This window comes from bacterium (assembly GCA_023382385.1).
In the GTDB taxonomy this organism is placed as follows: Bacteria; Electryoneota; RPQS01; order RPQS01; family RPQS01; genus JABWCQ01.
The window spans coordinates 510,076-534,564 of the sequence record JAHDVH010000001.1 but is presented as its reverse complement, the minus strand read 5'-3'; the positions used below and the strand labels follow the sequence as shown (position 1 = coordinate 534,564).

Here is a 24,489-nt window from a genome sequence, read left to right as displayed (position 1 = left end):
AGCGGCCTTATACAAAGGTTGTTTTTTGTAGATTTACTGCATATATTCTTTACTGGTCGAAAGCTGTTTCGACAAATTCACGTTATGCTTAAGTAAAGAATTATCTTATGTTTGAGATACCAAGAACTCCAATTGGGACGAAACTGACCTGTAAGGGCTGGCTACAAGAGGCTGCCTATCGCATGCTTCTGAACAACCTTGATCCAGCAGTGGCAGAAGATCGTGAGCAGCTTATTGTCTACGGCGGAACGGGGAAGGCTGCGCGGAATCACGAAGCCCTGCGGCTCATTCTTGACGCGTTGACCAAGCTCGAAGCTGACGAAACTCTACTGGTGCAATCCGGCAAGCCCGTCGGGGTTGTCAAGACACATGCCGATGCGCCGCGCGTCTTGATCGCGAATTCGAATCTGGTGCCGCAATGGGCAACGTGGGAGTATTTCCACGAACTCGAGGCGAAAGGTCTGATCATGTACGGTCAGATGACGGCAGGTTCGTGGATTTACATCGGCACGCAAGGGATCTTGCAGGGCACCTACGAGACATTTGCTGCTGCGGCTCGGCAGCACTTTCATGGCACACTCGCGGGGACGTGGACGCTTACCGGCGGTCTGGGTGGTATGGGCGGCGCGCAGCCGCTTGCTGTGACGCTGAATGGCGGGGCGGTGCTGTGCGTGGAAGCGGATCCTGCGCGTTTGAAGCGGAGAGTCGAAATCGGCTATTGCGATCGATCCACAGACTCTTTGGATGAAGCGCTGGAGCTTGTGACCAATGCCGCGCAATATGAAGAGGCTTTGTCGGCCGGACTACTCGGCAACTGCGCAGACGTTCTTCCGGAGCTTCTGCGGCGAGACAACTTGCCGCACATCGTGACGGATCAAACGTCGGCTCACGACGAGCTTAATGGTTACATCCCGCACGGCATTTCATTTTCAGATGCTTTAAGCTTGCGCAAGAGCGACCCGAAGGACTATATCCGGCGTTCGATGCACTCGATGGCAGTACATTGTCGCGCCATGAAAGAGATGCAGGATCGCGGTGTGATTGCGTTCGACTACGGGAACAATTTGCGCGGACAGGCGCTCAAGGCTGGCTATGCCGAAGCCTTCGCGTATCCCGGATTTGTCCCCGCATACGTTCGTCCGCTGTTCTGCGAAGGAAAAGGGCCGTTCCGCTGGGCTGCGCTATCGGGCGATCCGGAAGACATCTACACGATTGATCGCAAGGCTCTTGAGTTGTTCCCTGACGATGCAGGTCTGCAACGATGGATCAAACACGCCACGCCAAAGATTCCGTTTCAAGGTCTGCCAGCTCGAATCTGCTGGCTGGGGCAAGGTGACCGCGCGAAACTGGGCCTCGCGATGAACGAACTGGTGTGTTCAGGGGCGGTCACGGCTCCGATTGTCATCGGTCGCGATCACCTCGATTGCGGTTCTGTCGCATCACCCAATCGTGAAACCGAAGCGATGCTTGACGGTTCCGATGCAATTTCCGATTGGCCGCTGCTCAATGCACTTGTCAATACGGCGAGTGGAGCAACATGGGTGAGTTTTCATCACGGCGGCGGAGTGGGAATCGGTGCATCGCAACATGCCGGACAGGTCATAGTGGCTGATGGAACACCTGAGGCCGCCGCGCGAATACAGCGGGTGTTGACCAACGATCCCGCGATGGGAGTCTTCCGCCACCATGACGCGGGTTACGAGTTGGCGACACTGACCGCGAAATCTAAGAACGTCCATATACCGGGTCTTAACTTCTAATTATGACTTACGAAAACATCCTGTGGGAAGTCGAAGGCAATGTCGGCATTCTCACGATCAATCGACCGAAGGCACTCAATGCACTCAATGGTGCGACGCTCAATGACATTGAGGCGTGCCTGAATAATGAACTGGGCGACAGCGTCCGCGCAATTGTGATGACCGGCGCGGGGGAGAAGAGTTTTGTCGCAGGAGCCGACATCTCCGAAATCCATGAATTAAACGAGAAAACCGGCCTTACCTTCACTGAGCGAGGCAATCGGCTGTTTTCGCGCATAGAAGCACTGCCGATAACGGTAATCGCCGCAGTGGGGGGATTTGCACTTGGCGGAGGCTGCGAGTTAGCGATGGCATGTCATCTGCGCATCGCATCGGAAAAGGCGAAGTTCGGTCAGCCGGAGATTAAGCTTGGCATCATTCCGGGATACGGCGGGACCCAACGGCTCGCGCGGCTTGTCGGCACCGGTCGCGCTCTTGACTTGCTGCTTTCGGGACGAATGATTGACGCAAACACGGCGCTGCAATGGGGACTTGCCAACGAAGTCACCGCACCGGAGCAAACACTCCCGCGCGCAAAGGAGCTTGCGGCCCAATTAGCGACTGCTGCGCCACTTGCACGAAAGGCGATACTGGAAGCAGTCTATCAGGGCGCGGGACTTCGGCTTGCAGACGGCCTGAAAGTGGAAGAGAAGCTATTCGCACAGTGCTGCGGCACGTACGACAAGAATGAAGGCACGTCTGCCTTTCTGGAGAAACGTGAAGCAAACTTCAAGGGGCAGTGACCTTGGATTCTCTGCTTTTGCACAGTGTCGGCAGGCTTGTGACGCCGTTAGGTGTGGATCGGAATGATGCTGCACGTCCGCTGTTTGAGTTAGCCGACGCGGCCGTTTGGATTGAAGATGGGAAGTTCAAGCAGATCGGGAAGACTCGAGACTTGGAGAAGTCAGTTCCCGCCTCTATCGAGCGTGTCTCGGCGGGAGGAAAACTCATGGTGCCTGGGTTCATTGACTGCCACACGCATCCCGTATTCATGGGAAATCGCGCGTCGGAGTTTTACCTACGGAACCAAGGAGCAAGCTATTTGGATATCGCCGCGGCGGGAGGAGGTATCCACGCTTCCGCAGAGAAGATTGCGAAGGCACGGGTGGATCAGATTGTTCGTGAGTCGTTGCCTCGATTACAGCGATCACTCGAGTGCGGAGTGACTACCATTGAATGCAAGTCCGGATATGGCCTCACGTGGGAAGGTGAAGAGAAGTTGCTGATTGCGCTCAGAGAGATAGAGAAAATCAATCCTCAGCACATGAATAAGACGCTTCTGATACATGCGGTTCCGGCAAGTTGGCAGGACAGACGCGAAGAGTATGTGCGATGTGTGACGGAAGAAATGATTCCCGAAGTGGCGGCGCGCAGTTTGGCAGACTGCGTTGACGTTTTCTGCGAACAGGGCGCGTTCACAGTAGACGAGTCAAGACGCGTACTGATCGCGGGACAGGAATCCGGATTGTCCGCGAGAATTCACGCCAATCAATTTGGGCATTCCGGCGGTGCGCTGCTCGCAGCAGAACTAAGAGTAAGAAGCGCAGACCATCTCGAGTACTTGAGCGACGAAGAAATCAGTGCCTTGCGCGATGCAGACGTGATCGGAGTCGGGCTTCCGGCTTGCGTCTACTTCCTTGGGACGATCCCCTACCCGCCGTTGCGTAAGATGATTGACAGCGGAATGCGGGTCGCCTTGGCAACCGATATGAATCCCGGCACTTCAATGACAGAGTCGATTCCTTTCTGCATGACGACTGCCGCGATATACGGGAAAATGAGCAGCAACGAGTTACTGTGGGCAGTGACACTGGATGCCGCTAGAGTGCTTGGACGCGAAGAAAACACAGGCTCAATCGAGCAGGGCAAAGCCGCTGATTTCTCCCTCTGGAACATGCCTGACGCGTTGTCAATAGCCTACTTCTTTGGTCAGGCTGGCGCAGACGAAGTGTGGATCGGCGGTGAACAAGTTTATGAAACTCAAGCTGTCGTACGCAGATACTGAGATCAATGAATGAGCGAGACGATGGAGTGCGCATGAAGTCAGTTTTCGCAACACTGAGAGAAGACGGGCTCTATTCGGAGCTGCGAATCGTTCGGCTTTCTGGTGCGGAACTGCAGACGCTCGAGAGAGTTTTCGAGCAGGCAGGGATTGTCACGAGTTCTGCAATTTCGGGACATGCAAGTGTGAGAGCGCACTATCTTCGGGATGAAGGACTTTCTGTGCTGATCGAGGCGGAACCAATCAGTCCATCGCTATTCACAATTGAAGGTGAGCGGTTCACTGTCGGTTTCTCGAAGAGTGACCGGATTGCCAACTGGATAGCACGCAACTCGGACGGAATCGGCGGCGTGTCGGTCAAAACGTTTGGTGCAATCAGTGCCATTCTTGAGGCGTATTGGAAGTCGTGGGATATTTCCTGTAAGAGCAGAGCATTGGAATCTGTGCAGAGCGATTCACGCTTTGATCGAGAAGGCGCCGACTTCTTTGATGCGATTGAAGTGAGACTGAGACAACTCTTCTCACCGGATTATCTTGAAATTGCTCCACTGAGTCCCGGGAACTTCTGGGCAGACCGGCCAGACGGCTGGTCATGGATTTCAGCGACTCGTTCCGACTTTCATTGGCCGGTGCCACTGACCTCGGAGTTTGAAGCTCGACTGCTGAGTAAACCATTGCCGCACTTCCTGCACAGATTGGACGACCAACGTCTGCTTTTGCCGCCTCCGGGAGGAAACACTGGACTCTGCTGCGGTGTGATTTTCCCACTCGTAGTTAAGAACAGACGGCACGGAGTGCTAAAGCTGTTATTCGCTCGCGAGGTTGTCCCGACTGATTCCGAGAATGCCGCGTTACAAGTCGTGCAGAACGGATTCTCTGTAATCTTTGATCAGACGAGTGAACATCTCCGAACTCAAAGAATGGCGATGGTGGATGGTCTGACGAATCTCTTCAATCATCGCTTCTTTCTGTCACAGCTTAGAACGGAGTTTCAGAGAGCACTTAGGTACGGCGGCACGCTGACGCTATTGATGATTGACGTCGACGGGTTTAAATCTTACAACGACACCTACGGTCACCAGGCAGGAAATCGCGTGTTGACCTGGGTCGCGAGTCAGATTCGCCGCACGGTTCGTGACATAGATGTCGTCGCACGCTACGGTGGCGAGGAGTTCGCGTTGATCCTCCCCGAAGTGAAAGCCGAACAGGGGTTAATCGTCGCCGAGAAAATCAGAAAGGCAATTTCGCAAGGGGAGGTGTTGACTGATGAAGGAGATCGTCTCGCGGCGATTACTGTTTCGTGTGGTGTGGCAGATAGTCGCGGTTGCAAGGGACCGGAAGAGATGATTGACCGCGCTGACCGAGCACTCTATTGGGTAAAACGTAATGGCCGCAATCTGGTGAGGCTCGCGTCACTCGAAGGATGATTCAGCCTCCACTACGCATTCTTCACGTCTCATCGGAAGTCGCGCCTTTTTCGAAGTCTGGCGGTTTAGCCGATGTCAGTGCCTCGCTACCACAGGCCTTGGCCGATCTGGGACATGAGGTTGTTGTTGTTTCACCCAAGTACCAGACTCTTCGAGGCTTCAATGCGTCTGACGACTCGCTTTCGACCATAGTGTCTCTAAACCATCACACTTATGCACTGCGCTTCACCTATGACGAGCCAGTGCAGCCACGCCTGCGGTTTGCATTTGTGGAGTGTGACGCGCTGTTTGACCGCCCCGGCTATTATTACGATCCGGTGATCAAGCAAGACTATGAGGACAACGACGAGCGCTTTGCAATATTGTCGGTTGCGGCGCTGGCGTGGTGTAAAGAGAGTGCGTGGACTCCGGACATTGTTCACGGACATGATTGGCAAACCGGTCCTTTGCCCTTGTTCATGCGTTCTCCAAGGTTCGATAAGTTCTTTGATGAGAGCAGATTTGTCCTGACGATCCACAACATGGCTTTTCAGGGTCGTTTTCATGCGGGATCGCAGGTGTGGGTTGACCACGGTGCAGAGCATTTCTATCCGGGCGGACGTGCGGAGTTGCATGGATCCTTCTGCTATCTGAAGATTGGAATTGAGTTTGCAGACGCTATAAATACGGTTAGTCCAACGTACGCACACGAACTGCGAACGATTGATCATATGAGTTTTGGATTGGGGCAAGTACTTCAGGCAAGGCGAAAGCACTTTTCCGGAATACTGAATGGCATTGACTCAAATCTCTGGAATCCACAGACAGATCAGTTTCTGTCGCGAACCTTTACTCCGACTACCCTCGCTCTGCGTAATATTAACAAGCGTACATTGTGTGAACGAGTCGGCCTGCCATACGATCAACGGATTCCGCTTATCGGAATGGTCACGCGCATTTCGGAGCAAAAGGGTTTTAGCGTTTTACTGCCCGCAGTTGGAGAGTTGATAAGTTCGCCGGCTCAATTAGTGGTTCTGGGGAACGGAGATCCACGATTTGAGCAGGAGCTGCAGATGCTTGAATCAGTCTACCCTCAAAGGGTCCGCGTTATCACAGACTATAGCGAGCCACTTGCACATCTGATCTATGGCGGCGTGGACGTATTCTTGATGCCTTCCTTGTTTGAGCCCTGTGGATTGAGCCAAATGATGGCGTTGCGTTATGGTGCACCGGTTGTGGCACGTGAAACCGGAGGTTTAGCGGATACGGTTCAGGATGCTGATCGGGATCAAAAGTCCGGAACAGGTTTCTTGTTTCGTGAGTACGATTCGCGCGCGCTAATGAGCGCCATGCGGCGCGCACTTGGGGCATTTCGCAGAACGGAGAGATGGCGTTCGATTCAAAGGCACGGCATGAGACAGGATTTCTCGTGGCGACGATCGGCAAAAGTCTACGAAGAATTGTACCGTCGAGTGCTTTCACAGGATCGGGTGTTAGAGTGATACTCCTCGTTGTCTTGTTGCTAACGAGTACTGCTGCGCTTGGACAAGCCGGAGCGACGCTGAGTGTATTGGTGCCTCCGGAAGAGAGTCCCTTCAGGAGTCCGAAGGCCATACAGAGCGGCCTGCTTGACGTTCTTTACATTGTCGATACCGGACACAATAGATTGCTCGCATTGGATTCGAATGGAGCGATCACCTTTGAAAGCAGTCAGGGCAGCTCGGGTGGTGAGCTTCGCTGGCCTTCAGATCTCGCCATTGCACCCGGGGGCAAAGTTTTTGTTGCTGACGCCGGTAATCGGAGGATTATCGAGTATTCGAGATTGCTTGAATGGCGGGGAGTGCTTCAAGTCAGAAGCGAGTCTCAAGAGGATCTTGAACCGCGCCTGCTCTGCACGACCAGGCAAGGTGACTTGATAGTATACGAATCCGACTATGGACAACTGTTGCGTTACGATGCTTTTTATAAGATTTCTGGGCGCCTCGGAATGCGTTCCGGGCAGAATTTCGCGCATTCAATGTCCGCGTTGTCTTTTTCACAGGCGTATGGCGTCATGTGGATTGACCAGCGTGGCGGTCGGATCTACCATTGTGATCAATTCCTGAACGAGGCGAATTTGTGGTTACAAGCGCCGCAGACCAACCATTTTAATGCCTTAACCGCCGTTGACAGTTTTGTGTTTGTTACTGACGACGAGCACTTGTGGCGCATTTCGGCGGGCGTCCGCGATAGCTTAGGGATTCAGGAGTTGTTTGAGGGGACCGGCTCTTCGCGTGATCTGATCATGACGGCAAGCACTCCTGAACGTCTATATATGCTTAACCGCCGCAGTGGAGCGCTGTACAGACTAGATTGGCCTTAGTTGAGCCACGAATACTCAGGCTGCGCTCGGCGCACGGCTTCGTGTTTGCATTGCTGCTGCACGCGACCTTCCTGTCAGGAGAATCTTCCGAAGTGAAGACCAGTCTTCCGCAGCGAAGCGGGCATGCGGTGTTCTTCCCAGCAGATAGAGACACGCTCTTTGAATTGCCCCACAAATGGATCAATGTCGACTCACTGCGTGTCAAGAAGAACGGTTTTACTCTCGAGCCTTACAGGGACTATCGGATAACTGATCCCGGCCATTTCGTTTGGGTTTACACGCCGCTTGTATCCGGGGATACGTTGAATGTTGAATACTTCTATACGCCAATCCCGCTCCTTCGGAGCTATCTCCGTCGCTCCCTCCGTGAACTAACATACTATGAATCGAAGGGCGATTCGGCGTATCGTATTGTCGCGATCGAGCAGGAATCAGTCGGTTCATCCTGGTCGTCGTTGAGGCGCAGTGGGTCACTTGTGCGAAGCATTCAGATTGGGTCGAATCGAGATTTGACATTTGAATCCGCGCTTTCCTTGCAGGTTGAGGGGAAGGTCGGGAACAATGTAGACGTAATCGCTGCGCTCAGCGATCAGAATTTGCCGCTTCAGCCTGAAGGCACTACGGAATCGATAAGGGAACTGGACAAGGTGTTTGTCACAGCCCGCTCTCCGCATCTTGAGGCGACGATTGGTGATTATGAGCTTGAACTTGCAGGCAGACGCTACGACCGTTATACGCGTAAACTGTCGGGGTTGAAACTTAAGCAGTTTTCTTCAAAGACCGAGGCGGCATTCTCTGCGGCTGTGAGCAAGGGAGAGTTTCATTCCAACAGCTTCTTCGGCGTGGAGAGTGTTCAGGGTCCTTATCAACTGACAGGTAAGTCGGGAGAAACAGGAATAGTCGTGCTCGCAGGGACGGAGCAGGTGTGGATTGACGGTCTGGAAGTCCGGCGCGGCGAAAACAATGATTATACGATTGACTATGCCTCCGGACAAGTGACCTTTACGGCGCGCAGATTGATCACTTCGGATTCGCGGATTCTTGTTGAATTTGAATACGCCAATGAAGACTACGAGCGCCAGTTCTTGGCCACCCGTGCCGCACTGAAGTCTTCTAAGCTCAATGGTGGTGTGTACATCACCTACATTTCGGAAAGCGACGACCGAGAAAGACCTCTTGGACTTGCATTTGATGATGCCGATATTGAGCAATTACGATTTGCCGGTGACAGCCTTGTGTATGCGTCTTCGTCTTCCGCAGATTCAATCGGACCCAATGGAGGTGACTATGTGCGATCCGATACTCTGGTCAGCGATACATCGTACTCAATCTTCAAGTATATAGCGCCATCTCTGGAAGGTGAGCCGCAGGGCGAGTGGCGCGTGTTCTTTGATGACTTTGGTGCCGGTAACGGTGACTATGAAGCTGCCGGAGACTCTTTGGGAAGGACCTACTTTCGATGGATCGGAGTCAATGCCGGCAGGTATTTACCTTCAAGACGGCTGCCGCTTCCGACCCGTGCGGAGCTGGCAGTTGTGAGATTAGAGCAAAGCGGCGGATCAGGTATTCGAGCTACTGTTGAAGGAGCTTTCAGCGTGGCGGATCGCAATACGTACTCGAGTGCCGATGATGCGGACAATGATGGGTCTGCAGGATCTGTTGAGTTAGGTTATGACCGAGAAGAAATCTCGATCGGGAGCTACAGGCTTCGGAATTTCAGTGTGTCCTCGAGTGGGCGGATGCGCGGCAGGACGTTTCAAGACGTTTCGCGCAGTGATGTGATTGAGTTTGACCGCGAGTGGGCCGTTTCTACTGTGCGTCAGGCAAATGAGACTATAGGTGAAGCCGCTCTCGGGTTTTCTCCTTTGAAGCACTTGAGTCTGTCCGGAAGCGGCGGCGTGCTGTCGAGGGAAGATGTGATGGACAGCCGAAGGTACAGCATTTCCGGTACGCTTCAGCCAACACGAATCTCCAGAGTGCGAGGGACACACACTTCAATAAGCAGTGACGATAGTGCTAACGCGCTTAGTACGGACTGGACTCGTCAGCAACTTGATGCGTCGACTGAAGTGTTGACGTTCAAGCCAAGGGTTCGGATGAACAGAGAAAGGCAGTTTCGTACGTCGCGAAGTCTTAAGAGTGGATTCCGGTTTGTAGATTGGGCAATTGGTAGCTCTGTTCCGCTCTTTAGTAGTGTTTCGCTGGACGGCGAGGTTGGTAGGCGGACAGATGACTCGCAGAATCAGAGCAATGAGTTTGTGCGGGCGTCGCAATCAAACGTGTATACCGGCGATTTGCGCTGGCAACCACTCGACTTGGGGCGCGGTGTGTTCCGGTGGATTCATCGGGACAAGAACTTTGAAAGCGGGGATTCGGCGAACGTCTCATCTGATGCGGGCCGTTTTGAATTGTTGTTGACACCGCGAAACCGCGCTTTCGAAGTGAATTTCGTCTACGATGCTTTGAAGTCGCGGACTGAACAGCAGATTCAAGTCTTCTCTCCAGTTCAAGCCGGTACCGGAAACTACCGACTCGAAAATGGGGTGTATATCCCCGATGATCAAGGCGATTTCATCCTTGTCTCGCGAAACACCGGTGAATTTGAGCCATCGTCAGAGATTCGGACAAATGCGGTTGTGTGGCTGAAGCCGGATGAATTGAAGTCCAGTAATCCAAAACTATGGCAGCGGTTCGCACTCGAAACGGAGGCAATCGTCGAGGAGAGGACGCGACTTCCTCTGACACTTGGTTTGCTGATGCTTGATCCCGCGAAGCTGCGTGTAGAAGAGACGATTGACGGCAGATTCTCGTTTCGCCAAGACGTGCATTTCAATCGACTGTCGCGAGCCGCCTCATTCAGGCTACGGCTGCTGAATTCGGCTTCACAAGTGTCACGCTTCAGCAATGGAGCTCAAGAGACCATACGGCGCTTCGGAAGCCTGCGCGCGAGGTTACGATACCATTCGCAAGTGCGCGGCGAAACCGAGGTCTCGACGGAGATTGAGCAGTCAAGGTATGACGGTGTATTCATTGCAAGTCGCGATGTCGTGCGCGATAGATTCTCACAGGATGTGCTGTGGACGCTTTCTGAGAAGTGGGAGGCTGGAGTCACGCTCGCTGGCTCTGAAGCAAGTGACGAGAATAGTCGAACTCAAGCATCTGTGAGGGAAGTCGCTCCACGCATCGGTTACTCTCGTTACAATAAAGGAAGAGTGGATGCGGAGTTTCGCTGGGTCCACGCCTCCTCTAATCGCGGTATAATACCTCAGGAAGTTGGGGGAGGGGCAAATCGCGGAGAAAACTTCCGATGGTCACTGCGGGGAACGCTCGCCATGTCCGACACATTTTCCGGCTCCTTGAACTACACCGGAAGACTGGACGCAGGTGAGAATACTGTTCATATCGGCCGCGTTGAGGTGCGGGCAACATTTTGAGTCGATTGCTTGCGTTCACGGTTCTTGTCGCCGGTTTCTCCTATGCAGCGACAAACGAGCTTCCGGCCATTGTGAATCGATCAGTTTTGCCGATTCGTGTTATCAGAGAGGTCTTGGAGCAGGATTCATCTGTCGGACGTGATGATGCCATAATGGCGCTGCAGGATTCCTTGATTGCAAGAGGATTTTTCGGCGCGACTGTTGACATATCAGGTGAAACGCTCTATGTAGTGGCCGGGAACCGCTACGAGACTGCCGGCGTTCGCTGGTTGGGTGACTCATTGGTAATTGATCCGATGGCGTTCGCACGCGTTCCCCTGCAGACCGGAAGAGAGTTCGAGTTCTGGCAGGTAAGTGAGTCGGCAAATGGCCTGCTCGATTGGTGTGAGGAAAGTGGATTTCCCTTCGCGCGGGTGGAAGTAGACTCTTTTGAACTGGATCATATCTCAGGACATGTTACTCCACACTTGCGAATAGCTGCCGGTCCACGCATTGCAATTTCATTCGTGAACTTTAAAGGCAATACGATCAGTCAGAATTCGCTCCTCCTCCGCGAGAGCCGGTTGCGAATTGGGTCTTTGTATCGCGAATCTCGCATTGGTATGGCGAAGCGACGCTTGTCGCAGCTTGAATATCTGCGGCGAGTGAGCGATCCGAAGCTTGTGGTTGATGACCAAGGCCGAAGCGGGTTAGTAATTCCAGTTGAAGAGAGCAAGCTGTCGCGACTTGATGCGGTTGCTGGATTGGCACCGGCTGCAGAAGGCGAGTCACAAACGGTTACGGGACTCGTTGACCTGCAGCTTTTGAACCTGTTTGGAAGCGGACGCCGTGCAAAAGTCTTCTGGCGTCGGCCTTCAAGCAAAGTGCAAGAAATTGCACTTGCCTGGCGAGAAGTTTGGGTTGCGGGAACGCCCTTTTGGGCGGACATGTCTTTCGCACAGCGTGTAGAAGACACTTTGTACGTGACGAGACGATTCGGCGGCAAGGTTGGATATCCAATTTCAGCCAGTCTTGAAGTTTTTGGTGGAGTCGCGCGCGAGGAATTGCTTGCAGATTCGACGACCGCACGGCAGCTTGGACTTACGACGAGTGCTACGACACTTTGGGAATCCGGATTTGCGGTTGATACTCGCAATCACAGGTCGAATCCACGAAGCGGTGTCAAGTTCGAGACTTCCATTGCGAATGGAGTTCGCAGGACCGATGTGCCGCCACAAGGCAGTGACAAGAGGCGATTCACGCAACGACGTGTTTCAACTGATGTGGAGTTCAACAAGGAGGTCCGCCCGTACTGGATTGCACATGTCAGCGGCCACGGACGGGCGGTTTCTTCCGACGAACCGCAGGTGCCAACGCCCGATCTCGTCAGAGTTGGAGGGGCGAGAACCTTGCGGGGCTACCGAGAGGAACAGTTTCTGGGTTCGCAGGTGGCGTGGGGTACGCTCGAAGCTCGGTACTGGTTGGGGAATCTGTCTCGTGTCGCAATATTCGGCGATTTTGGTGCAATCTCGCGTGAGATGCGGCGCGAGGAGAGTAAAGCGTCTGTGACGACATTGAAAGCCGCGTACGGGTTCGGTTTGCGAATGGAGACGGGTTTGGGAGTTTGGGGAATTGACTACGGAATTGCAGGTGGAACGTCACCCTTGAACGGGCAACTTCACGTTTCGCTGTTAAGCTTATTTTGATGCCGGATTTCGGCATAAACCATCCTTGGAACGCGCAGGAAAATTGCGCGATTGCACATTGAAAAAAGAACTCATTATCAATTCGACGACGACGGAGACCAGGATTGCCATTGTTGAAGACGGGTCGCTTGTTAACTTGTTCGTCGAGTTCCCTGACGCCGAACGAAATGTCGGTGATATCTACAAAGCTACTGTCCGGAAAGTGTTGCCGGGGATGCAAGCTGCGTTCCTGGACATAGGTTGGGAGGTTGATGGATTCATTCACTTCTCCGACATGTATAAGAGTGCTGTTGAGCTTGCTGAAGGGACAGAAATCGAAGAAGTGTCTCTGCCTGAGAAGCGGGAAGGGAAGAAACGCCCGTGGAAACCACGTGCGGATCTGAAGTCCGGGCAGGAAATTCTGGTGCAAATTGTAAAAGAGCCGTTAGGCACAAAGGGCCCGAGGCTTACATCGCAGATCTCACTGCCCGGAAGATTCCTCGTCTTGGTGCCCGGGGATAACTTGGTTGGCGTCTCTAAGCGAATTCCGGAATTTAAGGAACGAAAGCGGCTGAAGACGATTCTGAAGCGGATAAAGCCTGACGGATTCGGTCTGATCTGCCGCACCATCGGCGAGGGTAAGACTGAAGCTGAAGTTGAGCATGATCTTAACACCCTGCTTCGCCTTTGGAGAATGATAGAGTCGAAGATTGATGATGCTCCCTCGCCGTCCCGGTTGCATAAAGAAGCGCCTTTGACATCAAGTATTATTCGCGACTTGTTCGGTCCTGACGTTGATCGGGTAATCATTGATGACAAACGGCTGTATCGCGAGATACGCGCTTACGTGCGCGCTGTTGCGATGCCGCTGCTGGAGCGGGTGCAGTTTCACGCAGGGCCAAGTCCGGTTTTTGATCTTTACAATATTGAACAGGAAATCGAGAAGGGGTTATCGCGCAAAGTCTGGTTCGGCGGAGGCAGCTACCTGATTATTGAGCAGACTGAAGCCGTCGTGACGATTGACGTTAATTCCGGGCGCTTTGTCGGAAAAGAAGAGCAAGAGGAGAATAATCTCCGAGTCAATCTGAAGGCCTGTCGCGAAATTGCACGGCAGATTCGACTGCGCGACCTCGGTGGGATTATCATCATTGACCTGATCGATATGTATAATGAGTCCAATCGCAAGAAGGTCTTTGACGCAATGCAGCAAGCGATGTCGAGCGACCGCGCGAAGTGGGATATCGCTCCGATCAGTCAGTTTGGAATAATGGAGATGACCCGGCAGCGCACAAAGTCTTCGCTAGTGCAAGCTTTCAACGAACCCTGCCCGACGTGCAACGGTTCCGGACTGATTGAATCAAAAGAGACCGTGGTTACTCGTCTGCAGTCTTGGGTTCGGCGTTTCCGGGCAATGAGTGGGGAGATGGGGGTGACAATTAAGGCACATCCAGTAATTGTTGAGTATATAACACAAGGCCTCCGTTCACATTTGCGCAGGATCATGTGGGATGCGCTCCTTTACATCAAACTTGAGCCTGATGCCACCTTAAAGATCGATGAATTCAAAGCTTACAGCTGGAAGCAAAAGCGGGATGTCACAATAGACTTCCAGGCAAGACCAGCGGAAAAGTCGGCCTCTTGACAGATACCGAGGATATGGTTATATTAACGTTCTACCAAAATTCTGGGTGAAAATGTACGCCATTTGTAATCTAAAGGGGCATCAGGTTAAAGTGCGCCCCGACGAAAAAGTCAAAGTTCAGTACCGCGCAGATGTGCAGCCCGGCGACTCGGTCGTGTTGGATGATATCCTCCTGCTGAACACCGGCAGCGAAATCAAGGTGGGGACCCCTACTGTTCCCGGTCGAGTTCATGCCAAGGTGCTGGAACACGGACGTTATGACAAAGTCATTGTCTTCCGGAAGAAACGCCGCACCGAGTACCGCAAGCACAAGGGCCACAAACAGTGGTATACCTTGCTGCACATTGAGAAGATTGAAACAAATTAACAGGAAGGCTTAGACTTCCATGGCACATAAAAAAGGACAAGGTTCCACACGAAACGGCCGGGACAGCCAGCCTAAGATGCTCGGCGTAAAGCGATTTGCCGGGCAATTCGTTCGCGCAGGTGAGATTATTGTTCGCCAGCGCGGTACGCGTATTCATCCTGGAAATCTCGTCGGGATGGGCCGCGATCATACGCTGTTCGCAAAGTCGGCAGGTGTCATCCAGTTTGTCGATGGCGGACGCTCTAACCGCAAGTTCGTCCACGTCCTCCCCGAAGCGGAATAAGCCCGCCGCACGGCAGTCAGTTCATTTGCTATTTGTTGGAGTGCGGCTTATTTTGAGCCGCACTCTGTTTTTTATCACCTCTTGTATATCTTAAACCCACCCACATCATGAAAGTAACGGTTATTGGCGGTGGCAACGTCGGCGCCACATGTGCTTACATTCTGTCCGACAAGAACATTTGCAAGGAAGTCGTTTTGCTAGATATCGTGGAAGGCATTCCTCAAGGCAAAGCGCTCGACATGAGAGAGGCAACTCCCATTGGCGGCACAAGCACGGCTGTCATCGGAACGAACGCATATGCCGATACCGCGAACTCCGATATCATCGTGATGACCGCGGGAAAACCGCGCACTCCGGGAATGTCACGTGACGACTTGCTCGCGGCAAACATTGAGATCATGCGCTCTGCGATCGGAGAAGCGGCCAAGGCTTCACCGAACGCGATTATCATCATCGTCTCCAATCCCTTGGACGCAATGTGCTACGCCGCGCTCAAACTGACAGGATTTCCGCACACCCGCGTTTTCGGAATGGCAGGTATTCTCGACACCGCTCGTTACCGTACGTTCATTTCAATGGAGCTCGGGGTATCGGTGAAAGACATATCTGCTGCGGTGCTCGGCGGACACGGTGACACAATGGTCCCACTTCCGCGCCTCACTACTGTGGGCGGTGTTCCGCTGACAGAGCTTGTATCCAAGGAACGAGTGGACGCCATTGTACAGCGTACGCGAGACGGAGGTGCTGAAATTGTCAAGCTGCTGAAAACCGGTTCGGCATACTATGCACCTGCGGCCGCCGCCGTTGAAATGGTAGAGTCCATCATTGTCGATCAGAAGCGGGTGCTGCCATGCGCAGCATGGCTGACGGGCGAGTACGGCTGCAAGGACATTTACATGGGTGTACCCGTCGTCATTGGTCGCAAAGGAGTAGAGAAGATACTTGAAATCAAGCTGACCGAGGAAGAGCGCAAGATGTTTGATCATTCCGCGGAAGCCGTACGTTCAGTTATTGCTGCGACGAAGCTCTAATCACTCCAAAGGAGACTGAAATGCCTAAAGTGGGCGTCGTGCTGTCCGGATGCGGATTCCTGGATGGCGCGGAGATCTACGAAGCAACTTTGACTCTCTTGGCTTTGGATCGTCGGGGAATCTCATATCAATGTCTCGCTCCTGACGTCCCTCAAATGCATGTGGTTAATCACAGGACGCGTGAGGCTACCGGCGATTCCCGCAATGTCTTAGTAGAGGCTGCGCGAATAGCAAGAGGCAAGATTGAACCTTTGACCGTAGACTGGATTGAGAAACTTGACGCTGTCATCTTCCCCGGCGGTTTTGGGGCAGCAAAAAATTTCTGCGATTTTGCTGTCAAGGGGACAGGCTGCAGCATTCACCCGCTTGTTGAAGAGTTTTTGCGAAAAGCTGTGGAGAGTAGACTGCCTGTTGGGGTCATTTGCATTTCGCCTATGGTTCTGGCTCGTGCCCTCAAGGGTGTGGACATTCATCCTCGATTGACCGTTGGAGCATCGTCCGATGCCTCCCGCGCCATTGAAGCATTCGGAAGCATGCACGAAACATGTTCAGTTACTGAATGTGTGGTGGACAAGACTCTGAGTATTGTATCGACTCCAGCCTTCATGTATGATGCACGGATTAGTGAAGTGGAGCAGGGGATTAACAAGCTGGTGGAGCAAATTGCCGCTTTGATGACCGTTGTTCATCAGGGAGAAGTTGCGTAGATTCGACATGCGGTTCAGCAGTACTGATGTTTAAGAGCACCCACGTCCTTCGAACTTCTTAACGTCTAAGAACACATAGGTATAGAGAGACCCGTCCGAAAAGGACGGGTCTCTTGTTTTGAAGGAGAATGTTCTCTCTGAGACCATGCAAATGGGCTTGTGCTTTGCTATATTGTCCGTGATTGATATCTCGAATCATACATGAACTTGGACACTAAGACACTTCTAATCGTTGCACAGCAGACCTCATTGCGAGATCGGCTTGAATCACACCTGTCGCAAAGCGGGTGGAGGTGTCTTCTGGCGAGTGATTTTGAAGAAGCACTCTCTTTTGACAATCTGTCAAGCGTTCAGATTGCTTTGATCCACGGAAGTTATGCGGCAATTGCCAGTCGCCTGCGAAATGTGGCGCCGGCTGCCCCCTTGCTCCTTTTTGATGCTGTCGACATTTCCAAAACAGAAGCAGAGCTACTATATGGTGTAATACCAAGTGACGCTCCTCTTTGGCAAGTCGATCTGTTAATACAACGTGCGGTCGAGAGTTCAAGTACGCGATCGTTATCCTCCAAAGTGGTTTCCGAATCGTTTCGCCAGCTCTTTCGTGCAAGCTTGGAAGTGGTTTCTATGGAAACCCTTCAAGATCTATTGAATGCCCTCTGCCGGAGCATTGCTGTGCACACCGGTCATCAGCGGGCAATCATTGTGATTGGCGATGAACGATTTCGCATCAGTCACGTCGGTGCTTCACTTTCTCCTTCTGGCGGAGTTGAGGCCTTAGAATCCTTGCGGGGCTTGCCGCTCTCACCGATTTTCCCGGAACGTCTATGGGCTGCGGTTGGCAAGGGCTTCATGGAGACCCCAGAAGTCTCACAGGCGCAACACAGTCCCTTAATCGTTCCACTAGAAAAGCGTGATGGAACAATTATTGGATTTCTCACTCTTGATCAGCCGATTGAAGCGAACTTGCCACTGGCCGATTTAAGCGAACCGATAGACCTCCTGTTAAAGCATGGCGTGCTTGCGATTGAAGCACAGTCCTTGCGTCGCGAGTACAAGCAATTGCGTGACTCGCGTGAGGACAGCGGCGCACTGCGATCGGTGGAGCTGCGACAAGCGCAGGAGAGACTTCTTAGGTTTGTTAACTTGACGGGCGATGTCGTATATGTGACAGACGGTGCCGGCAGAATAGCATATCTGAATGAGTCCTTTACAAAAGAACTCGGATACGCAAGGGAAAACTACATCGGTAAGCCGCTAACGGGAGTGCTTTCCGACATTGCAGTGGAAGGAGATGAAAACCTCTCTCTTGTCCGCTTGCTGTCCACAGTCACGACAGAGAAACTAAGCGGCAAAATAGAGCTATTCACGAAAGATGGTCATCGCCGATCGTTCAACTTGTCACATCAATGGATTCAACAGGGAGAGGAAGTTGTGGCAGGTCAGGGTGTCTTGCGTGATGTATCGGATGTGCAGCATCTTGTGCAGAGGTTAGCGGCGTCAGAGCGACTTGCGATTGCAGGCCGACTCGCGAGTGGAGTCGCACATGAAGTCAACAATCCTCTTCAAGCGATTTCCGCTCATCTGTCCGCACTCAGAAGCCGCATTGGTGAAGACGCGAAGGCTGTCGAAAGTATTGGCGTAGTTGCCGATTCGGTGGAGCGAATTCGATTGATTGTGCGTGGGATGCTTGACCTGCAACGAGTCGAGACTGCCCAACGCAGTGCAGTTAACGTTAATGATGTTGTGGTAAAGACTGTCGCACTCATGCAACCGTTGCTTAATCAAGCCGAGATTGATGTCAAGACTGACCTGAGCTCAGATATCCCGCCTGTACTGGCCTCCACTTCGGAACTCGGCCAGGTCCTAATCAATGTCATTCATAATGCTATTGAGGCGATGGAGCCGCACGGTTTGCTCAAGATCGCAACAATTGCATCCGGCGAGCGTGTTGAGGTCATGGTCACAGATAGCGGCAGGGGTATTCCAAGCGATGTTCTTCCCAAGCTCTTCGAGCCCCATGCGAGTTTTCGAGAGCGTGGTGGAGGCACCGGACTCGGACTCTTCATTTCGAAACATCTCATCACACAGCATGGCGGAGAACTGCGTGTCGCGTCGGAGGTAGGAGTAGGATCAACTTTTACTATTTCGTTGCCAAAGTTGCATCACCTCGGATGAAAGCGAAAGCGGCGCCGAAAGTGGCGCCGCTTCGATGCTGTGACGGTGGCGATCAGCTGATCGGAGAGTTATCGGGAGCTGATTCCGGTGGACTAAGGATCTCAAGGGAGTTATCCCATTTAACTGCCAGCAACATTCCCTCAGACATTTCTCCCCGCAGCTTTGCCGGTGCCAAATTGGCGACAACGACAATCTTCCTGCCGACCAGCTGCTCGGGTTCATAGTGCTCGGCTATACCCGCAACTATTTGCCTCCTGTCACTTCCAAGCTGCACCTGCAGTTTTAACAGCTTGTCTGATCCCTTCAGTTTCTCGGCCTCCAGTACAACCGCCGTGCGGAGTTGGATTTTGCGAAAGTCGTCAATCGTAATGTGATCGGTCTGGTCTGACTGTGGCATGCTGGCCTGCGCTCGCATGTCGGCGTTTGAATCCAGAAGGTCGGCGAATGCTGCGCGGACCGTCATCTCCTCGAGTCTCGGGAAGAGCGCGTCACCCTTGCTAATGTGAGCACCCGCACGAACATGTCCCCATCGTCCGTGCTCGTTTAACCGGAAATCTTGAACAGGTTCACCCATTCGCGTTAGCATGTCTGCCATCTTGCGAGGCATAATCGCGTACAGAAGTATCGCAGAAATTCGAAGTGCTTCGCAGCAATTGTTCAAGACAGTTCCGGCGGAAGTCTTGTCGCTCTTCACAAGTGCCCACGGTGCAGAAGACTCAAAATAGCGATTTGCGGCTCGAACGAGCTGCATTGTCTCTTCAATCAGTACATGCCATTTCATCTCAGCAATCCATTGTGGTGCACTTTCTACCAACTGTGAGGCGATTGCCACTAGCTCCGGTTCGCTTGAAGTTGCAGCGGGGATCCTACTTTCAAAGTGCTCTTCGATCAATTTGGCCACTCTCGAAAAGAGATTCCCGAGGTCATTTGCTAGATCACTGTTTGTGCGCTTAAGCATCGCTTCAATCGAAAATGATGCATCAAGTCCCACAACCATCTCGCGCATGACAAAGTACCTTACTGCATCAACACCAAATACTTGCATGAGTGGATCGACGGCGATAGGCTTGCCCGATGATTTGGAGATCTTTGCATCCCGAAAATTCCAATATCCGTGAACCGTCAGGTGGCGAAATACAGGCAAGCCTGCGGCGTGCAGCATTATCGGCCAATAGATGCCGTGCGGTTTGACAATGTCCTTGCCGATCAGGTGTTCACATGCGGACCATCGGTTCGACCACTCCGGATCCTGATCATAACCGATTCCGCTTAAGTAATTGAGCAATGCGTCAAACCACACGTAAGTGACGTACTCCCGGTCGAATGGCAACTCAATCCCCCAAGACAGTCTTGACTTCGGACGCGAAATACACAAGTCTTCCAGCGGCTCGCGCAAGTAACCAATAACCTCGTTCTTGTATCGTTCCGGTCTCACAACATCGGGATGGTGATCTATGTAACTGCGCCACCATTCCTGATACTTGCTCATTCGGAAGAAGTAGTTTGACTCTTTGATTCGTTCCGGAACAGTGCCATGGTCCGGACACTTGCCGTCAATTAGCTCCTTATCAGTTCTGAATCTCTCGCAACCTGTGCAATAGAGTCCTTCGTATTCACCAAAATAAGTATCACCTTGGTCGTGCAACTTCTGCAAAACCATCTGAACCACAGTTCGGTGATCCTCGTCGGTCGTCCGAATGAATCGATCGGGCGCAACGTCCAGTCGCGGCCAGAGCACTCTAAACTGTTCGCTTACCTCATCCACAAATTCCTTCGGCGACTTGCCTCGTGCGGCGGCGCTCTTTGCTATCTTGTCGCCATGTTCGTCGGTTCCGGTCAGAAAAAAGGTGCTTTCGCCGAGCATGCGCCGGAATCGCGCCGTGGCATCGGCCAATATCGTCGTATATGCCGTGCCAATATGTGGCGACGAATTGACATAGTAGATCGGCGTCGTTACATAGTAATTGCTCATGCGTCAGTCATTCTCACTCGATGATTCGGGAGTGCCTTGCGTTCCACCTCCTCTGCGCCTCCGCCCTCCGCGACGACGTCGTTTATGTGTCGCGGTGCCAAAACTCTCGCTTTGATTTTCCGTCGAAGATGCCTGATTGGACGATGATGGTACTGCTTCAATGGCAGCTTTTGGGCTGCCTGAAGTCTGCTCGGTTTGCTCTGGGACCGCCGGACGCTTTTTCTTGCGCTTGCGTTTTCGCTTCGTGGTCGGATCGATTTCGACGTTTACTTCTGTCGATACGTCAAGCGAGTCTTCTTCGTCCTCAAATTCTACACGGAACCCACCCTCTCCACGCAGCGTAATCTTATCTCCTCGTCCTGACTCACGTTGTGGTACCTGTGAAAGTTCGGAGTGCGGTTTCGAGGTTTGATCCGCGAGTTCAGTAGATCCGCCTTTTTTGCCGCAAGTACAGATGCATTCGTTTTTCGGCATTTGCGGCCGCCAGTTAGTGAGTTTCACAAACTGTTCCTTCGTGTAGCGGTCCATGACGCCATTGCCATATCGAACTTGAATCTGACCGCGAATGACGTCAAGCTTATCCACTTCACCCAACCCTTTTTCCTCATCCTTAATGGGATGGCCGACCTTGGGACACTCTCTTTGAAACTCGCGGTAAATGTCAAGCTCATATCGCAGACAGCATTTCAGTCTTCCACAGACACCCGAAAGCTTGGACGGATTGAGAGGCAGGAACTGATCACGCGGCATCTGGGTCGTGATCGGTTTGAATTCTGTCAGGAAGGATGCGCAGCATAGCGGTCTGCCGCAGATTCCGTAACCGGTAGTCTTCTTGGTTTCGTCCCGTGCGCCTATTTGCCTGAGGTCAATTCGCGTGCGAAATCTTGTTGCCAAATCGCGGACAAGCTCCCGAAAGTCAACGCGGCCCTCAGCAGTAAAGTAGAACGTCATCTTGCGGCCGTCCCACTGCAACTCGACATCCACCAACTTCATTTCCAGGTTGTGGCGTCTGATTTCGGTACGGGCAATCTTTTTCGCCTGTGCTTCGCGTTCGCGATTTTGCTGAAGTTTCTCAATGTCCGTCGTTTGGGCCTTTCGCAGGACTGTTAGACCAAGTTTCTCACCGATACTGTCTCCTGTGCGAATGCCGACGAATGAGATCTTGCCCAAGTCCTGCCCGCGGTCGGTCGTGACGATGGCCAAGTCGCCACGAACGAACGGGTATTGCTGCGGGTTTGCCGCATATTCCTTGCGACGTCCCTTGAATTCAAGTTCGAGAATTTCGTTCATATTCAGATAGGCTAAGCGCGGACTCTGGGACCAAGTGCACGATGCAGTTCGATTGCCATGGTCGTCAGTACGAGTGAAGGTGTATATCCCGCGGATCGGGATGAAGCAGCGCGATCCACTGCGGCGATCGCTTCGCCGAAATCCGCGTGCGGATATGTTGTTGCAAGCTTAATCACGCGAGTGCTTTGCGAGGGAAAGTGGAGCTGAGCATTGGCCAGCCCGACGGAACTTGCCGCAGCATCCGAGAGAAATAAGGTCATTAGCTCAAAAAACGCGTCGTCCACGAATCGAGCATCTTCGAGAAGTTTGTTCACATGCTCATGCAGCTTCTCCGGCCAGAGTTGGGCTGACGCCGCGAGAAACTCTACCGCAGCTTTCTCGAGTTCCTCCGGCTGCATCTCCGCGAAGCGCAACGCTTTTCGCATGTTTCCACTTGAGAGTGCCGCAGAGAGTTCTGCCTCCCTCGTTGTGAATCCTGCATCGCTCAGCCCACGCTGCACTTCCGCAGGCGACAACGCCAAGAGCCTGATCGACTGGCAGCGAGACCTAATGGTCGGCAGGAGGCGTTGAAGTTCGGACGCAGTGAGCAGAAATGTCGCGGAGGTCGGCGGTTCTTCTAAGACTTTGAGCAGGGCGCTCTGCGCGCCATCTCCGACCATATAATCCGCGTTCAAGATTACGAAAACAGATCGTTTTGCCTGAAACGGCTTCCGATACGCGGCGCTATGCAGCCAGCGTGAGTCTGCAACCCGCAGACTTGATCCGGTGGCAAGCTTTCGTGTTGAAGTCCCTTCGCTGTGCTCAAGTTCATCAAGATCGCAATGCGTGTAGGGATTGCGTGCGAGTTCCTCGCGCAGTTTAGCGTATTGTTTCGGGTAGGATTCAATTGAGGAAGTTTCGGAATCCTTCGGTCTTCCTGAAGGTGCCATCAAATGAAGGTCTGGATGCTGCAGCGTCCTGAGCATGACACATTGGTTGCACGTCCCGCAAGGCTGTGGTCCCTGCAAATCACAGAGCAGATGTCGTGCGAACTCGATTGCAACCCCTGCTTTGCCGATTCCTTCCGGGCCACCAATGAGATACGCATGAGCAGTTCTGCCGCTCGCAACTCCTGCTGCGAACTGTACGCGCGCGTCTGCGTGGCCTAGCCACGTAACTACTGGTGTCGATTTTCGGGTGCGAGCCAAGTTAATGGGTCTTGTTTTTCTTTGCCAGACCAGATTTCGAAGTGCAGGCCGTATGAGTCCCGCTCGGGATTATACCCAGGATAACCGATAATTGTAGACGGATCAATCATGTCGTCCTGGCGCACAAGGACTTGACCAAGCCGGGCATAGACAGTATGATGGTCACTGTCGTGGCGCACGATACAGACATTTCCGAATCCTCGCAGCCAGGTGACTGTGGTGACTTGTCCTGCGGCCACCGCTCGAATCGGGTTGCCTTCAGCCACTGTCAAATCGATGCCAGGATTCTCTGTAACGGTCTCTAAGCTGCGATGCCTTTTCTTGCCGAATCTCGAGGATATGGAACCTCTGGCAGGCCACGGAAGTTCCCCCTTAAGGGTGCTGAAGCTTATCTTCGATGATTCGAGCGTTGACGAGCTCCTGATGGCGAGCGCAACTGTGTCCAGCGTCGCGGTGGCCTGTCTTAGCTGCTCTTTTGCCAGTCCGGCGGAACTGTTTACGATTGCCTGCTTAGAAGCCAGCTCAAGTTTCTTCTGAAGTGCCCGCTCTCGATTTTGGAATAGTTCTTCTTCATGTGCGGCGATACTGGCGAGTAGTTCTGTTGTAGCTTGCCGTTGTGCTTGAAGCCTGGCTGTCTCGGTGAGACTTGCATCTTCAAGCGCTTCAATTTCTCGCAGGGCGAGAGCGCTTTCCTTCGCCCGATGCTGAACGGACTCTCTCAGTCGGGTCATTGCGGCTCTGCGACCGAGGAAGTCACTCGGGCTGCCGCTTCCAAGAAGCGCGTCCAGTACAGCCCATCGACTGAATCTGGTGTCGGCAAGCACCGCTCTGGTCAGAAGGCCGATTAGGGGTTGCCGTTCTGCTTCAAGAATCCGATATTGACTGTCGAGGCGTGCGACGATCACTTCCTGCCGGTCGAGTTCCAGCTTCACTGAACCCAAACTGTCTCGCAAGCTGTTGCTCGCCTCTTTGAGTCGTCTGATTTCCTCGTCAAGCCTGGTTAATTCCCGGCTCAAACTATCCATATCAGCGAGGATAGAACTCGAGTCAGACTGGGCAGCTTGAAGGCGAATTGCCCAAAAACTAAGACAAACTATTAATAATACTTGTCTTAACACAATGGCCCTTGCGATTCTGACACAAACTGTATAATAACAGGAAATTCGGC

18 protein-coding genes are annotated in these 24,489 nt (G+C 52.8%); 14 read left to right on the top strand and 4 right to left on the bottom strand.

Annotation, left to right across the window (positions count from 1 at the left end):
• Positions 1–107 precede the first annotated feature (107 nt).
• From hutU to KJZ99_02365, 14 genes are all read left to right on the top strand, one after another.
• A complete protein-coding gene (hutU, locus tag KJZ99_02430; GenBank protein ID MCL4304746.1) occupies positions 108–1,760 on the top strand; it encodes a urocanate hydratase in 1,653 nt (550 codons plus the stop codon).
• A gap of 2 nt (positions 1,761–1,762) precedes the next feature.
• Positions 1,763–2,542, top strand: a complete 780-nt coding sequence (locus KJZ99_02425) for an enoyl-CoA hydratase/isomerase family protein (protein MCL4304745.1) — start codon at positions 1,763–1,765, stop codon at positions 2,540–2,542.
• 2 nt (positions 2,543–2,544) lie between these two features.
• Positions 2,545–3,804, top strand: coding sequence for an imidazolonepropionase (gene hutI, locus KJZ99_02420; protein ID MCL4304744.1), 1,260 nt, complete (start codon positions 2,545–2,547; stop codon positions 3,802–3,804).
• A gap of 32 nt (positions 3,805–3,836) precedes the next feature.
• Complete coding sequence (locus tag KJZ99_02415; protein ID MCL4304743.1) at positions 3,837–5,228, top strand: diguanylate cyclase; 1,392 nt, start codon at positions 3,837–3,839, stop codon at positions 5,226–5,228.
• On the top strand, positions 5,225–6,709 hold the full coding sequence (locus tag KJZ99_02410) for a glycogen synthase (protein ID MCL4304742.1): 1,485 nt from the start codon (positions 5,225–5,227) through the stop codon (positions 6,707–6,709). The genes KJZ99_02415 and KJZ99_02410 overlap by 4 nt, the downstream gene beginning before the upstream one ends.
• A complete protein-coding gene (locus tag KJZ99_02405) occupies positions 6,706–7,569 on the top strand; it encodes a hypothetical protein (GenBank protein MCL4304741.1) in 864 nt (287 codons plus the stop codon). Before KJZ99_02410 ends, KJZ99_02405 begins: the two co-directional genes overlap by 4 nt.
• Positions 7,560–11,003: a hypothetical protein gene (locus KJZ99_02400; GenBank protein MCL4304740.1), complete on the top strand. Its 3,444-nt coding sequence runs from the start codon at positions 7,560–7,562 to the stop codon at positions 11,001–11,003. Before KJZ99_02405 ends, KJZ99_02400 begins: the two co-directional genes overlap by 10 nt.
• Positions 11,000–12,688: a BamA/TamA family outer membrane protein gene (locus KJZ99_02395; protein ID MCL4304739.1), complete on the top strand. Its 1,689-nt coding sequence runs from the start codon at positions 11,000–11,002 to the stop codon at positions 12,686–12,688. Before KJZ99_02400 ends, KJZ99_02395 begins: the two co-directional genes overlap by 4 nt.
• 58 nt (positions 12,689–12,746) lie before the next feature.
• The gene (locus tag KJZ99_02390) at positions 12,747–14,309 is read left to right on the top strand and encodes an Rne/Rng family ribonuclease (protein MCL4304738.1); all 1,563 of its coding nucleotides are present in this window, start codon (positions 12,747–12,749) and stop codon (positions 14,307–14,309) included.
• Between the two features lie 52 nt (positions 14,310–14,361).
• Positions 14,362–14,676 (top strand): 50S ribosomal protein L21, encoded by a 315-nt coding sequence (gene rplU / locus KJZ99_02385; GenBank protein MCL4304737.1) that lies wholly within the window; start codon positions 14,362–14,364, stop codon positions 14,674–14,676.
• A 19-nt stretch (positions 14,677–14,695) separates the two neighbouring features.
• Positions 14,696–14,959, top strand: coding sequence for a 50S ribosomal protein L27 (rpmA, locus tag KJZ99_02380; protein ID MCL4304736.1), 264 nt, complete (start codon positions 14,696–14,698; stop codon positions 14,957–14,959).
• Between the two features lie 107 nt (positions 14,960–15,066).
• The gene (mdh, locus tag KJZ99_02375) at positions 15,067–15,990 is read left to right on the top strand and encodes a malate dehydrogenase (GenBank protein ID MCL4304735.1); all 924 of its coding nucleotides are present in this window, start codon (positions 15,067–15,069) and stop codon (positions 15,988–15,990) included.
• 20 nt (positions 15,991–16,010) lie between these two features.
• Positions 16,011–16,697 carry an isoprenoid biosynthesis glyoxalase ElbB gene (gene elbB, locus KJZ99_02370; protein MCL4304734.1) on the top strand — a complete coding sequence of 229 codons (687 nt, stop codon included), beginning with the start codon at positions 16,011–16,013 and terminating at the stop codon, positions 16,695–16,697.
• A 624-nt stretch (positions 16,698–17,321) separates the two neighbouring features.
• Positions 17,322–18,872 (top strand): PAS domain S-box protein, encoded by a 1,551-nt coding sequence (locus KJZ99_02365; GenBank protein MCL4304733.1) that lies wholly within the window; start codon positions 17,322–17,324, stop codon positions 18,870–18,872.
• A gap of 52 nt (positions 18,873–18,924) precedes the next feature.
• On the opposite strand, the gene metG is transcribed toward KJZ99_02365, so the two are convergent.
• From metG to KJZ99_02345, 4 genes are read right to left on the bottom strand one after another with little or no spacing between them, the layout of a single operon-like run.
• Positions 18,925–20,844, bottom strand: coding sequence for a methionine--tRNA ligase (metG, locus tag KJZ99_02360; protein ID MCL4304732.1), 1,920 nt, complete (start codon positions 20,842–20,844; stop codon positions 18,925–18,927).
• Positions 20,845–20,847: 3 nt separating this feature from the next.
• Positions 20,848–22,134 carry a hypothetical protein gene (locus KJZ99_02355; protein MCL4304731.1) on the bottom strand — a complete coding sequence of 429 codons (1,287 nt, stop codon included), beginning with the start codon at positions 22,132–22,134 and terminating at the stop codon, positions 20,848–20,850.
• Between the two features lie 11 nt (positions 22,135–22,145).
• Complete coding sequence (locus KJZ99_02350) at positions 22,146–23,321, bottom strand: hypothetical protein (protein ID MCL4304730.1); 1,176 nt, start codon at positions 23,319–23,321, stop codon at positions 22,146–22,148.
• Positions 23,291–24,337, bottom strand: a complete 1,047-nt coding sequence (locus KJZ99_02345; GenBank protein MCL4304729.1) for a peptidoglycan DD-metalloendopeptidase family protein — start codon at positions 24,335–24,337, stop codon at positions 23,291–23,293. Before KJZ99_02345 ends, KJZ99_02350 begins: the two co-directional genes overlap by 31 nt.
• Between the last annotated feature and the right edge of the window lie 152 nt (positions 24,338–24,489).

Coding starts and splice junctions, on each gene's coding strand:
- KJZ99_02425 (MCL4304745.1), top strand. CDS start 1,763: ATGACTTACGAAAACATCCTGTGGGAAGTCGAAGGCAATGTCGGCATT.
- rplU (MCL4304737.1), top strand. CDS start 14,362: ATGTACGCCATTTGTAATCTAAAGGGGCATCAGGTTAAAGTGCGCCCC.
- KJZ99_02365 (MCL4304733.1), top strand. CDS start 17,322: ATGGAAACCCTTCAAGATCTATTGAATGCCCTCTGCCGGAGCATTGCT.
- KJZ99_02415 (MCL4304743.1), top strand. CDS start 3,837: ATGAAGTCAGTTTTCGCAACACTGAGAGAAGACGGGCTCTATTCGGAG.
- rpmA (MCL4304736.1), top strand. CDS start 14,696: ATGGCACATAAAAAAGGACAAGGTTCCACACGAAACGGCCGGGACAGC.
- KJZ99_02410 (MCL4304742.1), top strand. CDS start 5,225: ATGATTCAGCCTCCACTACGCATTCTTCACGTCTCATCGGAAGTCGCG.
- KJZ99_02355 (MCL4304731.1), bottom strand. CDS start 22,134: ATGAACGAAATTCTCGAACTTGAATTCAAGGGACGTCGCAAGGAATAT.
- metG (MCL4304732.1), bottom strand. CDS start 20,844: ATGAGCAATTACTATGTAACGACGCCGATCTACTATGTCAATTCGTCG.
- hutU (MCL4304746.1), top strand. CDS start 108: ATGTTTGAGATACCAAGAACTCCAATTGGGACGAAACTGACCTGTAAG.
- mdh (MCL4304735.1), top strand. CDS start 15,067: ATGAAAGTAACGGTTATTGGCGGTGGCAACGTCGGCGCCACATGTGCT.
- elbB (MCL4304734.1), top strand. CDS start 16,011: ATGCCTAAAGTGGGCGTCGTGCTGTCCGGATGCGGATTCCTGGATGGC.